19 protein-coding genes are annotated in these 22,179 nt (G+C 57.0%); 7 read left to right on the top strand and 12 right to left on the bottom strand.

What is annotated here, in order from left to right; all coding sequences use genetic code 11:
* Positions 1–3: 3 nt before the first annotated feature.
* Positions 4–924 (bottom strand): ABC transporter ATP-binding protein, encoded by a 921-nt coding sequence (locus GJU83_RS00205; RefSeq protein WP_069183617.1) that lies wholly within the window; start codon positions 922–924, stop codon positions 4–6.
* A 132-nt stretch (positions 925–1,056) separates the two neighbouring features.
* Here GJU83_RS00205 and GJU83_RS00200 point away from each other — a divergent pair, with 132 nt between their 5' ends.
* Together GJU83_RS00200 and GJU83_RS00195 are read left to right on the top strand one after the other, a co-directional pair.
* Positions 1,057–1,539 carry a hypothetical protein gene (locus GJU83_RS00200; protein ID WP_153633464.1) on the top strand — a complete coding sequence of 161 codons (483 nt, stop codon included), beginning with the start codon at positions 1,057–1,059 and terminating at the stop codon, positions 1,537–1,539.
* Positions 1,540–1,623: 84 nt separating this feature from the next.
* A complete protein-coding gene (locus tag GJU83_RS00195) occupies positions 1,624–1,935 on the top strand; it encodes a hypothetical protein (RefSeq protein ID WP_153633463.1) in 312 nt (103 codons plus the stop codon).
* Here the strand turns inward: GJU83_RS00195 and GJU83_RS00190 are convergent.
* The 4 genes from GJU83_RS00190 to GJU83_RS00175 form a co-directional block, all read right to left on the bottom strand.
* Complete coding sequence (locus tag GJU83_RS00190; protein ID WP_153634384.1) at positions 1,928–2,536, bottom strand: hypothetical protein; 609 nt, start codon at positions 2,534–2,536, stop codon at positions 1,928–1,930. The genes GJU83_RS00195 and GJU83_RS00190 overlap by 8 nt on opposite strands.
* A gap of 138 nt (positions 2,537–2,674) precedes the next feature.
* Positions 2,675–4,141 (bottom strand): PhnE/PtxC family ABC transporter permease, encoded by a 1,467-nt coding sequence (locus GJU83_RS00185; protein WP_153633462.1) that lies wholly within the window; start codon positions 4,139–4,141, stop codon positions 2,675–2,677.
* Between the two features lie 13 nt (positions 4,142–4,154).
* Positions 4,155–4,805 carry a phosphonate ABC transporter ATP-binding protein gene (locus GJU83_RS00180; RefSeq protein ID WP_153633461.1) on the bottom strand — a complete coding sequence of 217 codons (651 nt, stop codon included), beginning with the start codon at positions 4,803–4,805 and terminating at the stop codon, positions 4,155–4,157.
* A complete protein-coding gene (locus tag GJU83_RS00175) occupies positions 4,805–5,671 on the bottom strand; it encodes a putative selenate ABC transporter substrate-binding protein (protein WP_153633460.1) in 867 nt (288 codons plus the stop codon). The genes GJU83_RS00180 and GJU83_RS00175 overlap by 1 nt, the downstream gene beginning before the upstream one ends.
* 153 nt (positions 5,672–5,824) lie before the next feature.
* Here GJU83_RS00175 and senB point away from each other — a divergent pair, with 153 nt between their 5' ends.
* Positions 5,825–6,811 carry a selenoneine biosynthesis selenosugar synthase SenB gene (gene senB / locus GJU83_RS00170; RefSeq protein ID WP_153633459.1) on the top strand — a complete coding sequence of 329 codons (987 nt, stop codon included), beginning with the start codon at positions 5,825–5,827 and terminating at the stop codon, positions 6,809–6,811.
* Here senB and selD read toward each other — a convergent pair.
* The 4 genes from selD to GJU83_RS00150 form a co-directional block, all read right to left on the bottom strand.
* On the bottom strand, positions 6,808–9,084 hold the full coding sequence (gene selD, locus GJU83_RS00165; RefSeq protein WP_153633458.1) for a slr1591 family oxidoreductase: 2,277 nt from the start codon (positions 9,082–9,084) through the stop codon (positions 6,808–6,810). The two genes, senB and selD, sit on opposite strands and share 4 nt — an antisense overlap.
* Positions 9,084–9,752, bottom strand: coding sequence for a helix-hairpin-helix domain-containing protein (locus GJU83_RS00160; protein WP_153633457.1), 669 nt, complete (start codon positions 9,750–9,752; stop codon positions 9,084–9,086). The genes selD and GJU83_RS00160 overlap by 1 nt, the downstream gene beginning before the upstream one ends.
* Before the next feature lie 41 nt (positions 9,753–9,793).
* Entirely contained in the window at positions 9,794–10,192 is a 399-nt protein-coding gene (locus GJU83_RS00155) for a hypothetical protein (RefSeq protein ID WP_069183626.1), read from the bottom strand.
* Between the two features lie 172 nt (positions 10,193–10,364).
* Positions 10,365–11,885 (bottom strand): bifunctional GNAT family N-acetyltransferase/carbon-nitrogen hydrolase family protein, encoded by a 1,521-nt coding sequence (locus tag GJU83_RS00150; RefSeq protein ID WP_069183627.1) that lies wholly within the window; start codon positions 11,883–11,885, stop codon positions 10,365–10,367.
* 148 nt (positions 11,886–12,033) lie between these two features.
* Here GJU83_RS00150 and GJU83_RS00145 point away from each other — a divergent pair, with 148 nt between their 5' ends.
* A complete protein-coding gene (locus GJU83_RS00145; protein ID WP_153633456.1) occupies positions 12,034–13,920 on the top strand; it encodes a methyl-accepting chemotaxis protein in 1,887 nt (628 codons plus the stop codon).
* A 9-nt stretch (positions 13,921–13,929) separates the two neighbouring features.
* Here GJU83_RS00145 and GJU83_RS00140 read toward each other — a convergent pair whose 3' ends face one another.
* A complete protein-coding gene (locus GJU83_RS00140) occupies positions 13,930–14,844 on the bottom strand; it encodes a transporter substrate-binding domain-containing protein (protein WP_141697203.1) in 915 nt (304 codons plus the stop codon).
* Positions 14,845–15,070: 226 nt separating this feature from the next.
* Between GJU83_RS00140 and GJU83_RS00135 the strand changes: the two genes are divergently transcribed.
* On the top strand, positions 15,071–15,625 hold the full coding sequence (locus tag GJU83_RS00135; protein ID WP_069183630.1) for a PaaI family thioesterase: 555 nt from the start codon (positions 15,071–15,073) through the stop codon (positions 15,623–15,625).
* A 3-nt stretch (positions 15,626–15,628) separates the two neighbouring features.
* Here GJU83_RS00135 and recQ read toward each other — a convergent pair whose 3' ends face one another.
* Complete coding sequence (gene recQ, locus GJU83_RS00130; protein ID WP_069183631.1) at positions 15,629–17,497, bottom strand: DNA helicase RecQ; 1,869 nt, start codon at positions 17,495–17,497, stop codon at positions 15,629–15,631.
* 217 nt (positions 17,498–17,714) lie between these two features.
* On the opposite strand from recQ, the gene GJU83_RS00125 reads away from it, so the two are divergent.
* Positions 17,715–18,911 carry a 1-acyl-sn-glycerol-3-phosphate acyltransferase gene (locus GJU83_RS00125; RefSeq protein WP_153633455.1) on the top strand — a complete coding sequence of 399 codons (1,197 nt, stop codon included), beginning with the start codon at positions 17,715–17,717 and terminating at the stop codon, positions 18,909–18,911.
* Between the two features lie 33 nt (positions 18,912–18,944).
* The gene (locus tag GJU83_RS00120) at positions 18,945–19,604 is read left to right on the top strand and encodes an alpha/beta hydrolase (protein WP_069183633.1); all 660 of its coding nucleotides are present in this window, start codon (positions 18,945–18,947) and stop codon (positions 19,602–19,604) included.
* Positions 19,605–19,623: 19 nt separating this feature from the next.
* Here GJU83_RS00120 and glgP read toward each other — a convergent pair whose 3' ends face one another.
* Positions 19,624–22,179, bottom strand: coding sequence for an alpha-glucan family phosphorylase (glgP, locus tag GJU83_RS00115; protein ID WP_174804996.1), 2,556 nt, complete (start codon positions 22,177–22,179; stop codon positions 19,624–19,626).

Raw genomic sequence — 22,179 nt, 5'->3', positions numbered from 1 at the left:
GGCTTACTCGTGCACCAGGCCGACAAAAATCTCTTCAAGGGAGCTTTCCCGGGTTTGCAGATCCCGGTATTCAATGCCCAGATCCCCGAGTGTCCGAAGCAGCCGGGCAACGCCGGCCTGTTCCTGCTGGGAGTCAAAGGTGTAGATCAGCTGGTAGCCGTCCTCGGACAGCTCCACCGGTTCCAGGGTCAGTTCGCCCGGCACCTTGTCGAGTTTGTGCGCCAGGTGCAGACGCAGCTCCTTCTTGCCCAGCTTGGTCATCAGCTGGGTCTTGTCCTCGACCAGAATGATTTCACCCTGCCGGATCACGCCGATCCTGTCGGCCATCTCCTCGGCCTCTTCGATGTAATGGGTGGTGAGGATAATGGTCACACCGCTCTCACGGAGTTTGCGGACCATATCCCACATGTCCCTCCGCAGCTCCACATCCACACCGGCCGTCGGCTCATCAAGGAACAGGATCTGCGGTTCGTGGGAGAGCGCCTTGGCAATCATCACCCGGCGTTTCATGCCGCCGGACAGCGACATGATGCGGTTGTTGCGTTTGTCCCAGAGCGAGAGGTCTTTGAGCACCTTCTCTATGTGGGACGGCTTCGGCGCCTTGCCAAACAGACCGCGGCTGAAGGAAACGGCATCCCACACGGTTTCGAACGAATCGGTGTTCAGTTCCTGGGGCACAAGGCCGATGGTCTCGCGGGCTTTGCGGTAGTCTTTGACAATGTCGTAGCCGGCGGCTTTCACCTCGCCTGAGGAGAGGTTAACAATGCCGCAGATGATGCTGATCAGCGTGGTCTTGCCGGCGCCATTGGGGCCGAGCAGGGCGAAGATTTCGCCACGGCGGATGTCCAGGTTGATGTTCTTCAGGGCCTGGAAACCGTCACCATATACCTTGCTCAGGTGCTTAACGGAAATATCCGGCTGCACGGGCGTGTCCTGTGGTCAAAATGGGTCGAATTGAAGGCGCGGTATTTTCTCATGACTGGCGCCAGTTTAGAAACCTTTGCCTTGGCGGTAGAAATCCCCATAATGCCCGGCAGGTTTGTTCGGGGTGCCGTTATGTTACGCGCAATAGCAGTGGCAGGATTGATTCTGGGGCTTGTTGCCGTGGCAGTGTTTGGTCCGGGCTTGCTTGAAGATGCTAATAGTGACCTGGAAGGTGCTACTGCCAAAGAGAGTTCGCCCCTTGCCCGCTGTGATTTGCTTCAGGAGGGCCCTTGCAGTTGGTCAGACGGTTCGGGCGAGTGGCAAATCAGCCTGAGCGAACTGGGTGAGGGCACCCAGGGCATGGAGTACCAACTCACGGTAGTTACACCAGAACGGCCGGAGCGTTTTCTCGCCGTTCTTCGGGGAGAGTCCATGTACATGGGCGAGTATCCCGTACCACTGGGCAACCGGGACGGAAACGAATACTCCGCGCGTTTTACGGCGCCATTCTGTACCGTAGACGCTACCATGACCTGGCGGATTGATCTGCAGCAGGGGCAACAGCCTATCGAGGGCATTCCGGCAAAGCTGGTATTTCAGGCCGAGCCACACTGAGACAAGGGCAACCGGACGTCAGTCGGCTGACAACGGGCCCGGATTGTGTAAAATCACCATACCGCCACTACCAGGGACAACGTGATGGATTACGGAGATAGCGTTCAGAAGGTACTGCTGAGAAAAATCCGCAAAGCGGAGCAGGATCTGATTCAGCTCAAACTGGATTACTGCCGGTTTGTCTTCGGATTAACTCACCGGGCGAAAGTGTTGTCCGATGGCGTGGCCTATGTGGTTCGTTCTGTCGATGTGGACAGCATGGCCAATACCGACGATGGTGGATTCAGCCGGCCCGAGATCACCGGCACCCGTGCTGACGAACAGGATCACGCAGAACCTGTGGCACTGGGCACCGATTGGGTACTTGAGACTGCCCCCGGGCAGGCTGCTAAATAAACGCGTTAGCGGTGATGGCCTCGTAAAGGCTCGAAGTCGGCGGTACATAGTGGTTGAACCGCCAGAATTCCGCTCCTTCCAACCCCGCCTTGAAACACGCCAGGTAAACCGTACTGGCCGTCAAGGTATCGATCGCCTCAACGATCTCTGACTGACGAATTCCGGTTTTTCGACTGGCAATCTGGGCAACGGTGGCTGCCAGAGCCGAAGAGTGCCGATTGGTTTTGTCGCTGAGGGCACAACCAGCGCCATAGAGCCAGACCGCCGCGTACGTCTTAACCGCATTCGGCGCCGTTGATAGATCCAGGCCGTTCACTCGACAATCCCTTTCCTGAAGGCCCGCCAGAATATGCAGCTGGGTAATCAGCTCGGCGCGGTCCGGGGCAGCGTCGACAACCGGTTTGCGCACTGCGACTGGCCACTCTGAATGCCGTGAGGCTGGTTCAGACTGATGGGTTCCCGGATGATTGCCTGCCCAGTCTTCCCGATGGCCGGCAGCCAGAGGCTCGGCGCGCATCAGCGAGATCATCTTCACAGCCAGAAGAACAAGCAGTGCAAGCAGCCCAAGCTGAACCAAGAGAATCAATCCGTTTACCATCATCACCAGAACTCTGAATGTTGCAAGAGGTTATCGGAGTGTAACGGAATGTATCCTGCCAATACCGCCAACCCGTCCCCATTACCCGGGCGAGGATTGACTGAAATGACGGAACTGTGACGGGGATCGCAGTGGCTGGGGCTAGCAGGTAGGCATGGTTTGCAGGGCCAGCTTGCGGCGAATGAAGCGGCCAAGGATGTCTACGCCAATGTTCAGCATGGCGGTGATCAGTATGAGCACCATTGCCTGATCAAAACGGATGCTTTGAATGGCACTATCGACGTAGAAACCAAGGGTATAGATTCCAAGAATGCCCAGGATGGCGGTCTCACGCATGATGATTTCCCAGCGGTAGAACAGGAAGGCCAGGAATGCGCGGTAGATTCGGGGTACCAACTCCCAGCCATAACGATTGAAGCCGTGGGGAGCGTCGGATCTCAACCGGATTGTGTTGGTTTGCCGGCCAATGAGATGGCCGATGATTCCGCCGTTGTGCAGCGCCAATGCAACTACGGCCGGCAGCATGGAGGGCCCCCACAGCTGCAGGAGAATGTAGGCCAGGATGTATTCCGGTGTTGATCGCGCAATCACCAGGAAAACATGCCCGGAGGTCCGGCGTATTGGGCCACCAAAATGGTTCGATATCAGCGGGAACGCGAGTAATGCGAGGATGCCGGTGGCCACGAGCGCGATCTGCGTGAGGATCACGGTATTCCAGATACCGGGCAGGGCCTGTTCAATCATCAATTCATTGAGCCACGGCAGTAGGCCAGAGAGGCCCTCATCATCCCTCAGTGGGCTGGGCACAATGTCCTGGGTGAAGAACCGCTCAACGTTGCCCCAGACTATGGGCAAGCCATCGCCAAGGAAGAACGGAGCGCCCAGGATATACACTGGCAACAACTTGGGTTTCACCCAGAGGGGGATGGTGGCAATAAGCACATAGAACAGGATCAGCATCGCGCCGGCATCAGAGTACATGCCTTGCGAGAATGAGGTTTCCAGATAAAACCCCAATGTCGGCAGGCCAACGAAACCGAGGATAGCGCTTGAGCGAAGACCGCATTCAAGACGATAGGCCGTGTAGGTCCGAAGCTGAACCCAGCAATCCGGGATCTTGGTGTACAGGAAGGCCGCAATGGTGCCAGTGCCCGGAGGCAATAACCTGCCCGGTTCCGGATCTGCCTCTTCAAGAATCTCGGAGTAAACCTTGGCAAAAATGCCGGAATAGGGAATTGCGATTGCCAGTACGCCCGTCAGCGGGTGGAAGCCGAAAAATTGGAGAAAAATCAGAGCCCAGAACAGCTCGTGAATGGCCCTGATAAAGGCACAGAATATACGAACCGGGAGAAAGCGATATACCAGTGCCAACAGAAAGCCGCAAATAGCGCCAACCGTCACCCCCACGAACGCAAAGGCCACGGTTCGTAACAGGGCGGTAAGCAGCCCTTCGCTACTGAAGAAATTGGGGGTCAGTACGCCCAGGAAAAAATTGCCAAGGTCTCGCCAGGGATTGTTGGCGGTTATCGCTATGTCGGCAAACAGCAACCCCACGAGCGCAATCGTAAGAAAAATCAGGCTGGTGCGAACCGTCGGGTAGGAGAGCATCGCGGGACAGGTCCTAGTACAGCGACATGATGTCTGCAGCCGTCAATCGTTCTGTAGGCTCATCCAGGGCGACCTGGCCATCCTGGATGCCAACAATGCGGTTACAGTACTTCATGGCCATGTCCACGTCGTGCAGCGCAATAACGCTGGTTTTGAAGCGGTCTTTCAGCAGTTTCATGACGTGATGTGCCATTGGCCCATCCAGTGCGGAGATCGGTTCGTCTGCCAGTAACACGGGAGCGTTGCGATAAAGGGCTCTGGCAATGGCCACCCGTTGGCGCTGTCCGCCGGAAAGGGACGCTGTCGGGATCCAGAGTTTCTCTGACATTCTCAGCGCGTCCAGCAGTTCTGAAATCTGCTTTCTATCCTGCTTGAAGGGCCGGATCAGGGTAACGGTGTTGTACCAGGTGGCGTGTTTGTCCAGCTGCCCCATGAAAACGTTGTGGAATACCGGTAGGGCGTTAACCAGGCCAAGCTCTTGTGGTACGAGAGACGATTCCCGATCCACCCTCTTGTGAATGAGCCGGATCAGAGTGGATTTTCCGGCACCACTCTTCCCGACCAGGGCGACCTGATCTCCCTCCTTAACAGTAAGGGTGAGCGGGCCGATAACCCGCTCACCCCCAAATGAGGCCGTGAGGCCCGAGAGATCAAAGCCTGCCATCAATCAATGATTCCGATTTCTTTTGCAACCTTGCGAATCGGCTCGTAATCATCGTTTGAAGCGGGAACAAACGCAGAGCGCGGGAAGCTTTCAAGCAACTCAGGATCATCCAGGGAGAGCAGGGCCTCGCGGACGCGATCGGTAAAGCCTTCGCCGTAGTTTTCATCCACGTCGCCACGGATGCTCCACTGATAGTTTGGGAAACTTGGCGTTTTCCAGATCACCTTCACCGCATCGGTATTGATGTTTCCGTTTTCCAGTTCTTTTTCCCAGACCGCGAAGTTCATGGCGCCCACTTCATAAGTGCCGGACTCTACCAGGCGGAGGGTGCGGGTGTGGTTGCCGCTGTAACCCACACGGGAGAATACGTCTTCAGGAGCTTCTCCAAAGGTTTCGCGGATGTGGTATTCGGGAATCAATCGCCCGGAAGTCGAGCCTTTCGATCCAAAGGTAAATGTCTTGCCACGCACATCTTCAGGCAAACGGTCTGCGCGATCCAGGCCGGTGCTCTCATGAGCAATAAAATAAACGTAGAAGGCCTGGTCTTCGGAGCCCTGCGCGATCGCCTGCGAACCGGGTACCAGGGATCTGGCCTGAACGCCGGACAGGCCGCCGAACCATGCCAGTTGCACCTGATTGTTCCGGAATGCAGATACGGCGGCTGCATAGGACTTGACGGGGATGTACTTTACATCCGCATCCAGTTCCTCGGACAGGTAGTCCGCAATGCCGCGGAAACGCTCGACGAGCTTGGTTTCGTCTTCATCGGGGATGGCCGTGAAAATAAACGTCTGGGCCGATGCGGCTGCAGAGAACAGAGAACAGAGACCAATAATCAGCAATTTCCGTATAAGATTGTGGGTCATGGTTTTTCCTTGTTGAAACGGATATTTAGAGTGGGGAGTCTGAACGAGCGGCTCCTGTTAAAGAAGGATACCTGTATTCACGTAAACTCTGAACAGCTATACGGCATACGTTTTCAAATGGCTCAAGACGGCCGACCAATTCAGGCGATTAGAATGCGTTTAATCTTGGTTACACCGGCGAAGCCGGGATCGAAAGCAGGGAACCGGGCAACGGCTGAGCGCTGGAAAACCCTGCTGGCAAATGCCGGTCATTCCGTACGTGTGGTTACTGAATACGACGGTGAGCCCTGTGATGCCCTGATAGCGTTGCATGCCTGGCGCAGCGCTGGTGCCATCCGGCGGTTCCGTGAAACGTGGCCCGAAAAGCCACTCATAGTGGCGCTGACTGGTACGGATATCTATCACCACCAGCACGAGTATCCTGAACAAACCCTCTATTCCATGAACGTGGCGGATGCGCTCATCGGACTGCACGGTCTGGTAGCCGACGACATACCGGCCGGTCTGGCGGAGAAACTGGTAACGCTGTATCAGTCAGCCGAGGGTCCAGAGTCCTTTCCAGAACCGGAAATGGACTCCAAGAGCAACCGGTTCGGCGTGTGTGTAATCGGTCATTTGCGGCACGAAAAGGACTCTCTCCGGGCGGCCTATGCTGCGCGGCTCCTGCCAGGGTACTCGCGGATCGAGGTTGTCTGCGCCGGCAAGGCTCACAACGACGAGTGGCAACGCAAAGCAGAGCGGGAAATGGCCGAGAACCCTCGCTTCCGTTGGCTCGGAGAGTTGGATCAGGCCGACACCCGGCAGTTGATGGTAAACAGCCAGGTGATGGTGATCAGCTCCATCATGGAAGGCGGGGCAAACGTGGTATCCGAGGCCTGTCGGGCTGGCTTACCGGTTTTGGCATCCGATATTCCGGGCAACGTCGGTTTGTTGGGGCCGGACTATGGTGGATATTTCCCGGTTGGCAACGAGGAGGCACTGGCCGAGCTGCTGAATCGAGCCGAGACCGATCCCGGGTTTCTGGCCACTTTGGCGCAACAGGTTGGAAAGCTGGCAGAGCGTTTTCTTCCAGAAAAGGAGCAGGCATCCCTGGAGCAGGCGCTACAACTGGCGATGCAGCGCTGCTCAGAGAGGTGTTAATCCCGCAGGGAAATGGGCTCGATGGGCCCCGATTCATCCTGAGCGGTGATGCGGCCGATGACTGCAGTATGTGGGTAGCCCAGGGCCTTTAGCTCCCGCACACATTCCTCGGCTTTGTCTGCCGCAACACTTGCCAGTAGCCCTCCCGCGGTTTGCGGATCAAAGATCAGCGGATACCTTGCGTGGTTAACCCACTTTCCCTGATCCCGGATCCCCCGGCGCAAGCGGATATTGGCCGGTTGCAGGGAGCTGAGGATCCCGGCGGCTGCGGTCTCCTCGGCGCCCGGAAGAATCGGTATGGCAGACAGGTCCAGCTCGGCATCGACGCCCGAAGGTTTGGTCATTTCAACCAGATGCCCAAGCAGGCCGAACCCGGTCACGTCCGTGCACGCTTTGGAGCCAAACTTACGGAGACAGTCTGCCGCGGCCTTGTTGGATTGCACCATGGAGGCGAGGGCAGAGTCGATCCACCGGCCTTTCGCAGCCAGCTTTGCGTGAGCAGCGAACAGGGTACCCGTGCCGATGGGCTTGGTGAGGATCAGAGCGTCTCCGGCTTTCAGGCCACCTTTGCTCATGACCTCTTCCGGGTCGATCAGGCCGTTAACCGCAAAGCCCAGGGCCAGTTCCTTGCCTTCACCGGTATGCCCGCCAACAAGGGCACAACCGGCTTCGTTCAGCACTTCCACGGCACCGGACATCATCTGGTAGACCACGTCCTCCACCTTGGATTCAATGCCGTAGGGCACGGTAGCAACAGCGGTAGCACTTTGTGCCTCGGCGCCCATGGCAAACACGTCACCCAGGCTATGATTCGCAGCGACTTTACCGAAGATGTAGGGATCGTCGATAAATGCGCGGAAGAAATCCACCGTGTGAACCACGGCTTTGCCCGGCGGTACCTTCAGGACGGCTGCATCGTCCGGGGCGTGAAGGCCGATGAGGATATCGTCGCGTTCAATGGGCTTGAGTTCCCCCAGGGCCCGCGAAAGCACTGTACTGCCCACCTTGGCACCACAACCCCCGCATCGCATGGCAACGGCTGAGATTGCCTGGGAAGCCTCCTCGGCATTCTGGGCCGCCGCGGTATCCGGCAATTTGGATTCTTCCTCCATGGGAGGGAGATCGTTGAACTTTTTCATGAACCGGCGATCGATCCAGTCCTTCCATCGCCACACCCAGGCGCCGTCGAACTGGGTATCCCCACGGGAAGCAACCGCGTATTTATCGCCGGTGCTGATCAGCGCCAGCCATTTTTTCTGGGGGTAGAAATCCTTTGGATCCTTGCCAGTCGCCAGGCGCTTGAGGTTGTCAGCCAGCGGTGGGCCTTGCCTTACCGCGAACACACCCGCTTTCTCCCGGGGATGGTTCAGTACATTGGCGATGTCGCCGGCAGCGAAAATGCTGTCGTCGTTTTCCACCTGCAAGGTATCCCGCACACGGAGGAACAGTCCGTCATCCAGGGCGAGGCCAGTATCCTTCAACCACTCCGGTCCGCCAGCCCGCGTTACCCAGAGCACTTCGTCGGTTTGCAGGGTTTCACCGGATTCGGTGATCAATAGCCCTTCCTGAACCTTGCTTACCGGGGACCCCAGGTGCACCTTCACACCGCGTTCCGCCAGCGTCCTGCGGAAAACCTCGCGAACCTTCGGATTGTGAGTGGGCAGGATTTCGCTTGCTGCGTCAAACAGGTGGAAATGGAGCTGCCCAGGGTCTTTGCCACGCTGTTTCAATTCGTTCTTGAGCCGGAACTGCATTGCCAGGGTGAGCTCAACACCACCGGCACCCGCTCCGACAACCGCCACCGTCAGGGGGCCTTCGTGGTTCTCGATCCGGGAGAGCAGCGCAAGCCAGCGGTTGTTGAAACCGGTAATCGGCTTCACCGGCACGGCATGATCGGAGGCGCCTTCCACTTCGTTAACCCGCGGCGAGGAACCAATGTTGATGGAAAGAATATCGTAGGGTACGTCCGGGCGCCCCCGACAGATAACCCGCTTGCGTTCCCGGTCGATGCCCATGGCTTCGGCACGATAAAAGCGCGCACCGGCGTATTCTGCCAGGCGGCTCAGATCTATATGGACATCATCGTAGCTGTAGTGGCCGGCCACATAGCCAGGCAACATGCCGGAATAGGGGGTGTGGGTGTCGCGGCAGATGAGGGTCAGGCGCACGCCGGGGACCGGGTTCATGGCGAACCGTTTGAGTACCCCGACGTGGCTGTGCCCGCCGCCAATCAGGACAATGTCCCGTAATACAGGCTGGTCAGGCGTTCGCATTAGCTGATTTTCTTGGCTTCAGCTGTAAATTGGCTGTATCCCTTGACGTTGGAGAAAGCCTTCAGCTTTTCCTGGTCTGCTGCAGAAGGATTTGCGATCTGGTCGATGGAAGTGATTCCAGCGTCCTTCATCTTCTTGGCAGTGGCAGGACCAATGCCTTTGACCAGTGTCAGGTCGCTCTTGTCCACCGGCTTGGCCGCTTTGGCCGCAGGCGCTTTCCTGGCGGCAGGTTTCTTGGCAGCCGGCTTTTTGGCAGCAGGCTTGCTGGCAGCGGCTTTTGCTTTGGCGGCCGGTTTGGCGGCTTTCTTCGGGGCTGCTTTTTTAGCGGCGGAGCCGGCTTCTTTGCTCACTTCGTCGGTGAGTTTCTTCACTTCCTTGCCCGCCTCCTTGGAGGCAACACCCAGACGTTCAAGAATACTGCTCTGAAGTTCGTGAAATTCGTCAAGGCGGCGTTCAAACTCTTCGTGGAAACGCTTCATCTCACGGTCGCGAAGTTCGTCAATTTCCTTGAGCAGTTTGCGTACTGGCTCCTGAACCTGATTCTGCAGACTGTCGAACTGCTTCAGTGCATCGTTCACCAGACCTTCGATCTGGGCGGAGGTCTTTTCGAACTCCTTGTTGACCTTCTTCACGATCTTATCAACGTTCTGTTTGGCTTTCTTCGCCATGGATTGTCTCCTTACGGACAGGTTTCAACGAAAAATCAGAATCAGGCCATTTGCCGGAAACCGGAAATGGAGCCTGGGGAACGACGTGACTTGAGTGACTGCTTTTTGGATACCACTTCCCGAATTCTGCGAAGCTTCTCCGCCAGGGACGAGCCACCGTTGGAGTCGAGTTCCACGAAATCGATGGAGTAGAAGAAATTGCTGCAGTGTTTTCTGCGTTCGGTGACCAGCCCGGACAGACCTTCCGCACGGATCTTGTCAAACGGCATGTCCATCACGAGATCCAGCACCACGGTATCACCGGGGTTGAACACCTTGTCGGTTTTCATCACGCATCCATAGCCGTCCAGTTCGTAGAGGGCTGCCTCGACAAGTTCCTTTCGAAAAAGGCCCTGTCTGATTCGAAATCGGGCGACAAGATCCGGCAATGCTTCGTTCATGAATCAACTTCTCTGGTGATGTCCGTATCCACAGCAACCTGTCTCATGGGGAGACAGGCTGGATATTGATTAAACAATAGACACTGGACTTTGGTTTTGCAACGCCATCAGTGCCATACGCTCCACCGCTAAGGCAGTTTTTTAACAATCTTTTACGGCAGATCAGGCCAGTTTACTTTGTTTTCAGCTCGTACATATCAACGCGGCGATCTTTCAGGTTAGTGACAGACCCCTCGTTGCGAACCAGCTTCAACTTTTCCAGGTCCATATCGGAGAACATGATCATCTCCGTATTGGGCGTGGTTTCGGCCATCACCGCATCGTGGGGGAAGGCGAAATCCGATGGCGAGAATACGGAGGACTGCGCGTACTGGACGTCCAGGTTCTCGACTTTCGGCAAGTTGCCCACGCTGCCGGTGATTACGACATAACACTCGTTTTCGATCGCCCGCGCCTGTGCACACTGGCGAACCCGCAAGTAGCCATTCTTGGTATCGGTCCAGAAGGGCACCATGATGATATCGACTTCCTGGCTGGCAGCAATTCGCCCCAGCTCCGGGAATTCTATGTCGTAGCAGATCATGATAGCGACCCGGCCGGCGTCGGTTTCAAAGACCTCGAACTGGTTACCACCTTCAATAACCCAGTCGCGCCGTTCATGGGGCGTAATGTGAACCTTGCGCTGCTCGTCCACTCGGCCATCCCGGTGGCAGAGATAGGAAACGTTGTACACCCGGTCATTTTCGATCAACGGCATGGAGCCCGTGATGATGTTGATGTTGTAGCTCACCGCCATTTCAGACATTTCTTCCTTGAACTGCTGGGTAAACCCGGCGAGGAAGCGAATGGCGCGGGTCTGGTCCATCTGGTCCGTAAGCCCCATCAGCGGCGCGTTGAAGAATTCCGGGAAGATAGCGAAGTCACTCTTGTAATCAGACAGCGCATCCACGAAGTATTCCACCTGCTTTAGAACTTCTTCAACGGAGGTGAATTCCCGCATCTGCCACTGCACGGCACCAAGCCTCACCTGCGTCTTCTTGACGCTGAGGACCGGAGAAGGCGGGGTGTAAAGGATGTTGCGCCACTCCAACAGGGTGGCGTAGCCCATCGATTTCTCATCCTCCGGCAGGTATTTATGCATCAGCCGGGTGACCTGGAAATCATTGGAAAGCTGGAAGCTCAGGATCGGATCGTAGATTTCCTTGCGATCCACGCGCTGGATGTACTCCTCGGGGGAATACTGCTCGGCATACTTGAAGTAGTTGGGTATGCGGCCGCCAGCCAGGATGCCCCTGAGGTTCATGGAGCGGCAGAGTTCTTTCCGGGCCTCATAGAGACGACGCCCGAGCCGGTAACCCCGGTAATCCGGGTGAATAAAAACATCCAGACCGTAAAGCGAATCGCCATTGGCGTTGTGCCAGATCTTCTCGTTGCGAAGGATCAGGTCATCGTAGGTATGGGGGTTGCTGAATCGGTCGTATTTTACGGAAACCGTCAGCGCAACTGCTACCAGCTGGCCACTTTCCTCAATGCAGATCTGGCCGTCTGGAAACTGTTCCACCAGAGCTTTGATCGTGTCCTTGGGCCAGGCGCCTCCGATGTCGTCGTAAACGCGGTCCATAAGCTTTTGAAGCTGTTCGTAATCTTCAAGCTTCAGGTTCCGGAGGTTGAGGTGCAGTTCTTCATGGGCCATTCAGTTCGGCTCCCGTTCGTTATGGAGTAGGACAAGCTCGGCATTTGCGTCAATACTTAGAAAGTTTAACAGAAGCCGCTAAAGACTTCGCACCGCAGGCCGAAAGACAAATTAACGAATATCAATTTTCATTGCTGAGGATTTGACCGTGCAGCTGACATTCGGGCAAAAGCTCCTGACTGCTTTCGGTATTCTGTTGCTTTTGGTTATGGGGGCTTTCACCCTCTCTGGCGATTTACGGCTGCAGAACACCACGAAAACCTATGTAGACGCGCTGATTGACGACACAGTGCAGCAAAGCACCTCAAGCATTGCCGAATGGCTCAATACCCGGCTGGTGATGACCGAAGCCACTGCCAAAGCGTTGGAAAGCGCCAAGAATGATGAAGAGGCGCGTGTTGTGCTCCAGGCCATTACGACCGGTGGAGGGTTTCGCGATGTGTATGTGGGCCGCACCGACGGCTACATGCTGATGAAATCGCCGGAAGCCAATGCAACCCTGCCGTCTGATTACGACCCCCGCGAACGTCCCTGGTACAAGAAGGCCATGAGCCTTGGAAGCGCCTCATTTACCGAACCGTACCAGGATGCCAGCACCAACGACATGATTATCTCCACGCTTGCGCCTGTGAAGCGCGGTGACTACGAAGGCGTGGCCGGCGCAGATATCGGTCTGGGCGCTATCGCGGAAACCCTTTCTACTGTAACCCTGGCGGATACCGGCTACGCAGCCTTGATCAACGAACGCGGAACCGTTCTGTTCCACCCTCAGCAGGCGCTTGTGGGCAAGAACATCAATGCTTTGATTGGCGGCAGCCCGGACCTCGGCGGAGCTGCCCACGAATATAACAATGAAGAGGGGAACTGGGAGGCCAGCTTCCATCCAATCAGCGATGCCCGCGGCGTGGAGTGGTATCTGGGCACTTTTGTGAATGCAGACAAGATCAACGCGCCGGTTCAGAGTGCCCGCATGACCGGTCTGATCATGGCAGTCATTGGCCTGATCGTTTCACTGGTCATTCTGCATCTGGGCATCAAGGTGCTTATGGCGCCTGTTCGTCGTCTGAACAAAGCCATGGGAGACATCGGTAGCGGCGATGCAGATCTGACCCAGCGCCTTGACGACAGTGCAAAAGACGAATTTGGTGAGCTGGCCAGAAGCTTCAACCGGTTTGTCGAGAATATCCAGAACGTCGTCCGGGACGTACAGCAGGGCAGTGCGGAGCTGGGCCAGAATGTCAGCTCCCTGAGAGACACAGCCAGCACCAGCCGTTCAAGCGTGGAGAGCCAGCAGGTCGAGATCGACATGGTGGCCACCGCCATCAACGAAATGTCGGCGGCCGCAGGCGAAATCGCACAGAACGCCCAACAGACAGCCGACGCCGCCAATACTGCCGACGGCGACAGCCGGGCATCGCTTGAGACCGTCGCCGCCTCCCGGGATGCGGTGCAGAAGCTCTCGAGGGAGGTCAACGCGGCGGCTGAAGTCATCGACACACTCGGCAAGGATGTCGCTTCAATCACGACTGTCCTGGAAGTGATTCAGGGCATTGCCGAACAAACCAACCTGCTTGCGCTGAATGCTGCTATTGAAGCCGCACGGGCCGGCGAGGCAGGGCGGGGCTTTGCGGTGGTGGCCGACGAGGTGCGCAACCTTGCCCAACGCACCCAATCCAGCACCGAGGAAATCAACAATATGATCGAGCGTCTGCAGAAAGGCGCTAACGATGCGGTTGATGTAATGAAAGCGTCAACTGCGGTTTCCAGTGTCAGCATGGAAAAAGCCCAGGATGCCATGGAGGCCCTGAACCGGATTGCCGAAGCCATTACCTCGATCAGCCAGATGACGTCGCAGATTGCCACGGCCTCCGAAGAGCAGACGTCGGTGACCGAAGAGCTAAACTCGTCGATTACGAGAATCGCGGATCAGGGGCAGGAAGCGGCCGCCGCAGCCACGGAAAATGACGTTTACAGCGGGCAGATAGAGAGCATTGGCAAGGCCCTGAACCAGAACGTCTCCCGGTTCCGGGTATAGCAGGAAAACCTAGCGGCTGAGGATCTCGAGGCGCCGGCGCAGATTCTCAAGGGTGCTGCGCCCTATGTATCGGGATTCCTCACTCAGGTACGGGTTCTCGAGGGCAATTACCCGGCGTTGGCTCAGGTTGAGCTCCTTGACAGCACGGGAGTAGTAGCGCTTCAGGAACTCGCTGAAACTCCCATCATGGATGGCGCGCTCAATGCCGAGCTGCAGGCGATGAGCGGTCTCCTGGTCGTCTGGGCCAACGAACAGATAGGACGGCATGGGGTAGGCGATCAGGAGATTGGGCTCAATCACCAGATTGGGATCCTGCTCCATTTCCAGATCGTACAGGACCTCACTCACGCCGCGGGCGAAACAATCAAAGCGTTCGTTACGGAGCATCCCGAACAGTATTTCGTATCGCGAGTGCGTCACCACCGGAATACCATTTGCCTCCAGCACCGGCGTGTCTGGCCAGTGTGAGCCCTGACCGATCCAGATCTGGCTGGCTCGAAAGTCATCCAGATTCTTTATGTCGGCGAACTTGGGCAGAGATTGCGGCAACACCACGCAGACGCGAAAGCCCAGAAGGCCACCATCAACCGGGAAAGGAATCGCGGTCAGAAACTCTTCCCGCTCGGCCGAGGTGGCTACATTGGCGATATCAACCAGGCGAGACTGGCCATCTGCCAGTTCGCGGAGCACGCGCCCCTGACTCAGTTCTTCACTGCGAATAACCCGGGAGTCGCCATATTCCGGCGTTTTCTCTAATGCAAGCTCGACAAGCGCACGAATAGCCGGGCTGTCATAATTCCTGTACCAGAGAACATAGTCACGACTGGCTGCCCCCGTAATGCCGGACGTTGAGGTTGAGGCTGCGATGGGGGCCACTTCAAGGCACAGACCGAGCAGAGCGAGGAAGATGGCCAGTTTGGGCAACCGGAACAAGTTCCTGAAGGCGGGCAGAGAACATTCCAAATCAGAAATCCTTTCTTAATACTGGAAAAACCGGCAAAAAAGCAGCCGTAATTCAGGCAGCCACCCTCACTTTAGAACATAAATTCAAAAATAAATCAGACGATGTCCAAAAAAATTGTAAAAGATTCTTGCGGCTGCCAGAGACCATTGTAATCATCGGCTTCGACCAAGAATTCGGAGCGAGTGAATGGCAATTATCGACAACCTTATCGGCGCCACTGGCCAGTGGGTCGCCAGCACAGACCCAAAGGCCACCTTGGCCAGTCCGCTGGCCTGGCTAAAGAAAACCGGCGGTTATGCGGCGGTAAACAAGATCATAGGCCTGTCCATACCCTTTGCGCCGCGGAACAACTTCAGTGTGGAAGAAGTGCGGCCGGGCTATGTGCGGGCGAGAATCCGGCTCAAAGGCAACAAGAACCACTTTGGAAGCTTGTATGCCGGCGCCTATTTTCTGGTGGCGGAAATCCCGGGTGGCGTCCTGACGCTGTTTGACCTGGGCCCTGCGTACACCCCGATCCTCAAGGAAATGACCCTGCAATTCCTGCAACCGGCAAATAGCGATGTCACAGTGGAGTTCACGCTTCCGCCGGAAACCGTGGCAGGCATCCTTGCAGACGCCGACGAAACCGGCCGGGCCAAGTTCACCCTGGAGGGGACACTGAAAGACGAGGAGGGCAACCATGTGGCTACCTCCATTGCTCATTACCGGGTACGTAAGAAAGGCTTTAAAGCAGAGGCCTGAAGATCAGGCCGGATCAAGGCCGGCAATGGCTTCCAGAAAGATCTCGCCGTATTTTTCAAGCTTGGCGGCACCCACACCGCTGACTTCGGCCAGCTCTTCAAGGGTGCGGGGCTTGCGTTCAAGCATTCCGAACAGGGTCGTGTCATGGAAGATAACGTAAGGAGGCACGCCCTGTTTGTCAGCCAACTCCTTGCGGCAGGCCCGCAGGGCGTCCCAGCCGGCCTGATCCGTTATCTGGTCTTTAACCGGAGCGCTTGAGCGGCCACCGGAGGCCCGGCCTGCTGCCTTCTTGACCACCGGATCCTTACGCAGCTCAATGGTTTGCCGGCCTTTCAGCAGCGGGCGGCATTCTTCTGTAAGTTGAAGTGCGCCGTAACCCTCCGGATCTGCCCGCAAATAGCCGTTGGCGACCAGTTGGCGGAATACAGATTTCCATTCGTTGGCGCTGAGCTCTGTGCCAATGCCGTAGGTGGAAACCTGATGATGACCGGCCTGTAGAATCCGCTCGTTCTCTGAGCCACGGAGTACGTCGATCAGGTAGGTCACACCGAAGCGTTGCCCGGTGCGGAACACACAGGACAGCGCTTTCTGGACGGCCACTGTTCCATCCCAGGTTTCCGGAGGATTCAGGCAGGTGTCGCAATTGCCGCAAGGCTGATCGAGTTCGTCCCCGAAATAGCGCAGCAACACCTGACGACGGCAACTGGTGACCTCGCAGAGACCCAGCATGGCGTCGAGCTTCTGGCGCTCAACCCGTTTGAAATGGTCGTTGCCCTGGGAACTTTCCAGCATTTGCCGCAGTTTGATCACATCCTGCAAGCCATACACCATCCAGGCCGTCGAAGGCTTGCCGTCCCGTCCGGCGCGGCCGGTTTCCTGGTAATAGGCTTCAAGGCTCTTTGGGAGATCCAGATGAGCGACGAAGCGCACGTCGGGTTTATCGATTCCCATGCCGAACGCAATAGTGGCAACAATGATCACGCCATCTTCTCGCAGAAAGCGTTCCTGATGATGGGCGCGTTGCTCCGAGGACAGGCCGGCATGGTAGGGCAGAGCGGTGTAGCCTTTCTGGGCGAGGGTTTTCGCGGTAGCGTCAACCTTGTTGCGGGACAGGCAGTACACAATGCCGCAGTCGCCCTCATGCTCGGCTTTAATAAAATCCAATAACTGTTTGTTTGCGTTTGTTTTTGGTGCAATTCGGTATTGAATGTTCGGGCGATCGAAGCCACTGACGAAGTGTCTTGCCCCGGTCAGCGACAAACGTTCCGCGATCTCCTTGCGTGTCCGCTCGTCGGCTGTTGCGGTCAGCGCAATGCGGGGCACGCCGGGAAACTGCTCACTCAGCATGCTCAGCTGCAGGTAATCGGACCGGAAGTCGTGGCCCCATTGGGACACACAGTGGGCTTCATCTATGGCGAACAACGAGATCGAGGCATCATGAAGCAGTTCAATCGTGCGAGGTTGAATCAGCCTCTCCGGCGCGCAGTACAGCAGGTCCAGCTCACCGGTCATCAGCGCGTACTCGGTGGCTCGGGCCTGCTCGAAATCCATGGTTGAGTTGAGGAACGCAGCTCTTACCCCGAGCTCCTTGAGCGCTGCCACCTGATCCTGCATCAGGGCGATTAGCGGGGATATCACAATCGCCGTGCCAGAGCGAACCAGTGCCGGCACCTGGTAACACAGGGATTTACCCCCGCCCGTTGGCATAAGCACCAGGGCGTCGCGGCCTTCCGACACTTCCCGGATGATGTCACCCTGCAGCGGCCGGAACGATTCGTAGCCGAAGACTTCGTGCAGCACCTGTTCCGGATCCCTTCCCGAGGTGGTGGGCCGCTCGGTGGAAAGCTGTTCGAAGTCCTGATCAAGATACATAGGGTAACCGGTTCGTCGACGTGGAGCCGCTTTATTGAGACGGGTGGAAAGCCGGGGTCGGCACGGTGGGCAATGATACCAGATTAACCCTGAGGGTTGGCCAGCAAACCCGTGTGCCAGATGGAGGCAAAGCAGTGTAAGAAACGCTACAATACCGCGTTTTTGAACCACCGTTTCACGCCATACTGTGACAGACACTGATAATAACAGGGCTTCCATGCAGGAATTTGATGCCATCCGTCCGTATTCGGACGAAGAAACCGGCGCTGCTATTAACCGCCTGGTCAACGACCGGGAATTTCTGGATATGGTCGGTCGCTTCAAGTCTCCGACACTGGCACGCTGGGCACCGGCCATGTTGCGTGTGTTTACCCGCCGATGGCTCACCAGCCATTTTGGTCGCTATACGCGTGTTGATGATCTCCAGGCTGGGCTTTCCGGCTACGTTGGTGAACTGGTCGACAGCACCACCACACGAGTGACAACCAGCGGCCTGGATAAACTCGATAAACACGGCGCCTATCTGTTCATTTCAAACCACCGGGACATCGTGTTTGACCCCATGGTGGTGAACTACCTGCTGTTTCAAAACGGCTTCCACACCACCCGAATTGCCATAGGCGACAATCTGCTGGCAAACCGTGTGTTCGCCGAAATGATGCGGCTGAACAAGAGCTTTGTGGTACGTCGTAGCATGACCAGCCCGCGGGAGATGCGCGATGCCTACATCACACTCTCCGGCTTCATCAACCACAGCATTGATACCAACCACAGTATCTGGATTGCCCAACGGGAAGGCAGGGCGAAGGACGGCCTTGATTTCACCGATCCGGCCATCATCAAGATGTTCTACATGAGCCGTAAGAAGAGCGGGTTGGATTTTGGCGAGGCCATGAGCCGGCTGCACATCGTGCCGGTTTCCATCGCCTATGAGTACGACCCATGCGATGCCGACAAGGCTCAGGAACTGGAAACCCGCGCCAGAACCGGCAAATACATCAAGCGTGAGGGCGAGGACACCGAGCAGATCATGAAAGGTTTGACCGGATTCAAGGGGCACGTGCATGTGCACTTCGGCGCGCCCATTCATGATTCACCTGATAACCCCAAGGATCTGGCCCAGCGTATAGACCGCGAGATGCATGCGAACTACCACCTGCATGCCTCGAACCTGGTGGCCTACCAGCAACGCGGCCTTCATCCCCAGGCTCACGACACGCCTGATACCGTCAGCGATGCGGTGGTCACCGCCGAAACCTGGTCACCGGCGGAGATGGAAGCGGCCGAGGCGGAGATGGAGCGGCGCCTGGAAGCCTGCGATCCGGCCATCCGGCCCTATCTACTGGATATGTATGCCAATCCGGTAGTTACCGCGCTTGAGGCCAATTCCGAAAAATCCGGCCATTCCGAGTAATTCGGCACCCAATTTTCAGAAAAGAGGTATATCGTGCAGGATCTTCAGTACATCGAGATTGAAACCGGAGAAAACCCGACCGCGGCCGTGATCTGGCTTCATGGCCTGGGTGCCAGTGGCCACGACTTCGAGCCGGTCGTGCCTGAACTGGGCCTTCCGGAAGATGCCGCGGTGCGGTTCATCTTTCCCCATGCGCCGAACCTGCCTGTGACGATTAACGGTGGGATGTCCATGCCGGCCTGGTACGACATCAAGGCAATGGATATTGACCGGGTAGTGGATACCGAACAACTGCGGGCCTCTGCCGATGCCGTCGCCAGACTGGTGGAGCACGAAAAGGAGAAAGGTGTTCCGGCAGACCGGATCATCATTGCCGGCTTCTCCCAGGGTGGGGCGGTTGCCTACGAACTGGGGCTCAGCTACCCGGAACGTCTGGGCGGCATTTTGGCGCTCTCCACCTACTTTGCCACCGCCAAGACGGTTCAGTGTTCAGAGGCAAATGCCGATGTGCCGATCAGTGTGTATCACGGAACATTCGATCCGATGGTGCCGGAGTCTCTGGGCGTTCGCAGTGTCGAAACCCTCAAAGAAATGGGCTACGACCCGTCGTACCAGACATTTCCCATGGAACACAGCGTGTGCCTGGAGGAAATACAGGATATTGGCCGGTTCATTCGCCGACACCTGCTATGAGGCTCAGCCATGCTCCGGGTCAGACCCAGAGCATGGCGCCCATTTCCAGCGGGTGGGTCAGCGACTCATGGTATGGATACATCCTCAGCCTCAGGGTCTGCAAGCCAGGGTAGGGTGGCTGCACATGGGTGGCAAATAGGGTTCGGCCGTCCTCTTCACCCTCTTTTTCCAGAAGGAAGCTGTTTGGCCCGGGGCTGCCATCGGTGCCGGTGCACTCGGGGCTGACCAGGCACTCCACCCGGACATCCTCCGCGGTCAGGCCGTTAAGCGCCGCCTCAACCCGCAGTTCCACGGCGCCATCGTGGGGGCATGAGGATTTCACGCAGCCCACTACCCGCAGTTCAACCCCGTTCCAAGCCTGTCGCACCCTTGCTTTCCAGTTTGCGAGTTCAATCGCTACCCGGCCGCCGTCGGCCATCAGGAGCGCGCCCTGACTGGAGGCGGGGTGGTAATAGTTATTGACGTAGTCCATCACCATCCTCTGGGCATTGAACCTGGGGGTTATGGATTTCATCGACGCTTTGGAGCGCTTGACCCAGCCCTTCGAAAAGCCCTGGGATGCCCGATCGTAATACAGGGGCACCACCTCCAACTCGATCAGATCGATCAGGTCTCTGGCTTCCTCCTCGTTCCGGAACTCCGGGTCCAGTTCGGTATCTCGTGGCGGAATGCCCCACCCATTCTTGCCGTTGTAGCCTTCCCCCCACCAGCCATCGAGTACGCTGAGGTTGAGGGCGCCGTTCAGGGCGGCTTTTTCACCGGATGTGCCACTCGCTTCCTTCGGGTATTCCGGGGTGTTCAGCCAGACATCCACACCACTAAGAAGCCGGCGAGCCATGGCCTGATCATAATCTTCCAGCAGAATAAGGTGCCCCATCAGGGAGGGATGCATGGACAGATCGTGGATAACCTTGATCAGTTGCTGGCCAGGCTTGTCTTTCGGGTGAGCTTTGCCGGCAAAGACCAGCACCACCGGCCTGTCCGGATTGGTGAGAATCCGCTCAAGCCGTTCCAGATCTGAAAAAATCAGCGTCGCGCGTTTGTAAGTGGCGAAGCGTCTGGCAAAACCGATAACCAGCGTGTCCTTTTCCGAGGACATAATCTGCCGGGTCATCCGGTCTGTCACGGAGTGGCCGGTGCCATTGCGCTTATGCTGGCGCTTCAGGCGCTGGACAATATACTCGCCCATTTGCTGTTTAAGCGCTTTATGCACGCTCCAGTAGTGATAATCCGGAATCTGGTCGATAAATTCCCAGAAATCCGGATTCCTTAGCTCGCTTTTCCAGGTAGGCGCCTGTATATCGAACAAGCTGGACCATTCCGGCGCGAGGAAGGTGGGTACATGCACGCCATTGGTGATGTAACCGATAGGGTTCTCGGCTGGTGGTACCTGGGGCCAGACATCGCCCTCCATCAGCGACGCGACGCCTCCGTGAATGCGGCTGACGCCGTTGTGGTAACGGGAGCCACGGAGCCCCAGGCTGGTCATGTTGAAGCTGTCGCCGCCATCTTTTGAACCCAGGGCGAACACCTGCTCGAAATCCAGCCCGGACTCCTCCAGGTAGCGGCCAAGGGCATGATGCACCAGAGCCCTGGGGAAAATATCGTGGCCGGCGGGTACAGGCGTATGGGTGGTGAAGAGGGTGGCACCAGCAACCGCTTCCAGGGCCGCTTCAAAACCGAGTTGCGAACTCAACATGGTGCTTCGGCAGCGTTCGAGGATCTGGAACGCGGCATGCCCTTCGTTGATGTGCCAGACCGTCGGCTTCAGATGCAATGCCTCCAGAACCCGGGTTCCGCCGATGCCAAGGAGCATTTCCTGGCTGATGCGGGTGGACTCGTCACCACCATACAACTGGAGTGTGAGGTCCTGATCCTCTGGGTTATTTTCCTCGGTGTTGCTGTCCAGCAGGTACAGCCGGATATGACCAACCCGAGCCTCCCAGACCCTTGCGACCACATCACGGCCAGGGAAGGGAACCGATACCTTCAGAACCTGGCCATCCATTTCCACGGGTGTTATCGGCAGCTCATCGCTTGAATGGGACTGGTAACGTGCAATCTGTTGGCCGTGGGCGTCGATACTCTGGATGAAGTAGCCCTGCTGGTACAGGAGGCCCACAGCCACGAACGGCAGGGCAAGATCACTGGCGGCCTTGCAGTGGTCCCCGGCCAGGATACCAAGGCCGCCGGAATAAATCGGAAAGCTCTCATGGAAACCGAACTCGGCGCAGAAGTAGGCCACCAGAGCCTGCTCCGGATCCAGTTTTTCGGTGACTTCCGGGCCGGGGCCGGCTTCGAGGTAAGCATCGTAACTGCTCAGAACCCGGCGATACTCAGCCAGAAACGCTCGGTCTTCCGATGCTTCGTCCAACCGGTCCTGGGCGACCCGGCGCAGGAACAGCTTGGGATTGTGCTCCACTTTCTGCCACAGCCGCAGGTCGATCCTGGCGAACAGACTACGGACGCCATGGTCCCAGCTGTAGAACAGATCGTTGGCAAGTTCTTCCAGTCGCTCAAGGGGTTCTGGAATCAAGGGATGGGCTTCGAGTCGAAATTCCGTTGCTTTATGCAT

Source organism: Marinobacter salsuginis, from assembly GCF_009617755.1.
Lineage (GTDB): Bacteria > Pseudomonadota > Gammaproteobacteria > Pseudomonadales > Oleiphilaceae > Marinobacter > Marinobacter salsuginis.
This window is presented reverse-complemented; position numbering and strand designations above follow the sequence as displayed.